The sequence below is a fragment of the Actinocrinis sp. genome (genome assembly GCF_035946395.1).
GTDB lineage: Bacteria > Actinomycetota > Actinomycetes > Streptomycetales > Catenulisporaceae > Actinocrinis.
The window spans coordinates 1-2897 of sequence record NZ_DASYZI010000008.1 but is presented as its reverse complement, the minus strand read 5'-3'; the positions used below and the strand labels follow the sequence as shown (position 1 = coordinate 2897).

Genomic DNA, 2897 nt, shown 5'->3' with positions numbered 1-2897 from the left:
CAGACGCACACGCCCGTCCCGGCTACGCGGCGGGGACAGTCCCGCCAGCGACCGGCGTAACCGGACAATATCGACCCGCGCCCGCGCCAGGGCGAGATACAGCATCTGGTGCCCGCGCCGATGCACCGGTTCGAGCGAGAGCTCCGGCACCGAGCACACCGGCCCGGCCACCGTGAGCACCGCGTCGGTCAACTCGAAAAGCTCGTCCGCGTACGAGTCCAGACACCTGAACCACGCCCACCGGAACCCGGCCAGCACCGCCCGCGGCTCGACACCGGCCCGCGCATACGCCAAACTCGGCACCACGGCCCCTGCCTGTATAGATGTGTCTTCTTGGTCGAAAACACATCATCAGGCAAGGGTCGTGCTCTATGCGACAGAATCCTGCGACAAACCCGAAAAGATCTTCAAGGACCTAAAAACTCAAGGTTAGTTTGCGCTGAAGTATCCGCCGATGTCGACGATCAGTCGTAGTGAGCCGCCTGATCCGTTGAAGAAGTCGATTTTCCCGTTGCTGGGCACGATTGCCAGGTTCGGTATGGCTTGGCCGGGTGAGAAGTTCAGGTTCGACACGGTGGGTTTGGTGGTGCCGTCCGGGTAGGCGGTCAGGTAGCCGCCGGCTGCGGTCTGGGCGACTGTGAGGTTGGCCAGGATCGCGGTGGCGCTGCCCTGGATCGGCAGGGTCAGCACGCCGTTGCCCGCAACGGGTGAGGCGGACGCGGTGCCCAGGCCGATGCGGGTGTCCACGATCCGGTCCGGGCCCAGGGCGTGGTAGACGGCTGCGCCGGTGCCGGCGCTGAAGTACCCGGCGATGTCGGCGATCACCTGTGTGGCGCCCGCGCCGTTGTAGAAGTCGACCCTGCCGTCCGCGCCGACCGGGACGATCACCATGTTGGCGATCGTCTGGTTGGTCGAGAAGTTGAGGTTGGACACCCCCGGCCGGTTCACCGGGCTGCCGGCCGATGTCTGGTTCGGGTAGACGGTGAGGTAGCCGCCGGCCGCGGGGGCGGTGACGGTGACGTTCATCGCCACCGCGGTGATCCCGGAGGGGATCGCCACGCCACTGACAGTGCTCCCGCCGACCGGGAGCGAAGCGACTGCCCCGGTGCGGATGGCGCCGGTGGGGACGCCGATGCCCTTGCGGGTGTCCATCGCGCGTACCGGGCCGACCGCGGTGTACGTGGAGGTAGTGGTGCTAGAGACGGTGGTGAAAAAGCCGGCGAGGTCGCCGACGAACTGCACGGTGCCTGCGGAGCCGTTGGTGATGTCCACCTTGCCGTCCGCGCCGACCGGCACGACAACAAGGTTCGGCACTGTTTGGCCGTTGGCCCAGTTCAGGTTGGAGGTCGGCGGAGCGGCGGAGCCGTCCGGGTAGACGGTCGCGTAGCCGCCTGCGGCGTTGGCCGTCACGGTCACGTTGAGCGCGACCGCGGTCACGTTGCTCGCGGCCACGCCGTTGGCGCCGGTGATCTGGAGCTTGATCGTGCCGCCGCTCGCGGGGACGGGGCCGTTCGCGCCCTGGTTGTGCCGGGTGTCCAGGATGCGCGTCGGACCAACCGGCGTGTAGTAGCTCGCCGCGGACGTGACATTGCCCTTGCACGCGACGGCGGCCACACCGGACGCCACCGGCGCGCCCCAGCCGCTGGCCATGTCATAGCCGCTGGTGGCCGGGTAGGCGTACGGGGCGTGGTAAGCCGAGATGCCGTTGTTGCCGGAGGTGATGTCGCGGAAAACCGAGTAGTTCGACGGGGTCGTGCCCGCGGCGTAGAGCGCGGGGGCCGCTTCTCCGGCGTTTCCGTTGGTTTTACAGGCCGCGCTTGAGTCCGCCAGCGCGTAGATCGCGGCCCAAACCGGCGCCGCACCGCTGGTGCCGCCGATGATGCCCAGGTCGATGGCGCTGTCGGCCGAGTTGTACTCCGCGATCACGTAGCCGTCGACCGGGTCGGCGAACGCTGACACGTCGGGAACCTGACGGCAACCCGCCCCAGCGGCGGCCGCGCAGTTGGCGGTGTAACCCGTGGCGGCGATGCCCTTCTGGAAGACCGGCTGCGTCTGCGCCGAGGAGACACCGCCGCCGCCCGCGCCGTAGGAGCCGCCCTGCGCTGAGTTCCACGTGCTCTGCGGCGGGTTGTTCAAGCCACTCATGCTGGTGCCGCCGACGCCCAGCACGGTGGGCTGGCTGGCCGGGTCGTCCACCGCGAGGCTGCTGTTGGGCGTGGTGTCGGCCGTGTTGTAGCAGTCGGTCGACCCGCTGTCGCCGGAGGACGCGACGACCGTCTGGCCCTGCGCGGCGGCGGTGGCTAGCAACGTGCTTTCAGACGAGAGGAACGACGAGGAGGCATTGGCCTCGCACACGCCCCAACTCGTCGAGACCACCTGCGCCTTGTCATCGGAGACGATCTTGCTGTAGACGTCCAGGACGTTGGCAGGCGAGGTCGTCTGCAAATTCCAGTCCGGCCCGGCGTAGTCGATGACGCTCACACCGGGCGCCAGGTCGGCGATGTTCTCGATGTCGAGCGCGGACTCGACCCCGACATTGGCGTGCATGTCGGCAGCCGCCGTCGGACCGCCGTCAACCTTGACCAGGCTGACGGTGCTCTTGCTGCCATAGCAGGTGAGGATGTCGCCGACGCCCTGCGGGTCGTAGTTCTCAAGTTCGAAGACCGCGACCGTGACCCCAGTGCCGTCGGCGCCGTTGGCCAGCAGGGAACCGAGCCCATAGATGTTCGAGATCGCGTCGGCGGTGTAGTAATCGGTGCCGTCGTGCAGCGCCTTCACCCCCGGCGGCGGGGAGCCGAAGGACTGGTTGATAGCGGGGCAGCTCGGCACTGCGGTACTGGGTGAAACGGCCTTGGGCAACACGGAGTTCGGCGAAACAGACGCGTGCGCCGACAAGG

General features: G+C 67.9%; 1 protein-coding gene and 1 pseudogene. Both read right to left on the bottom strand.

The window, feature by feature from the left end; translation table 11 throughout:
- Positions 1-306 (bottom strand): annotated as a pseudogene (locus VGS97_RS00785) (transposase); the annotation flags it as partial.
- A gap of 123 nt (positions 307-429) precedes the next feature.
- Positions 430-2897: S53 family peptidase (locus VGS97_RS00780; RefSeq protein WP_326851176.1), on the bottom strand; the 2468-nt coding region annotated here is incomplete at its 5' end.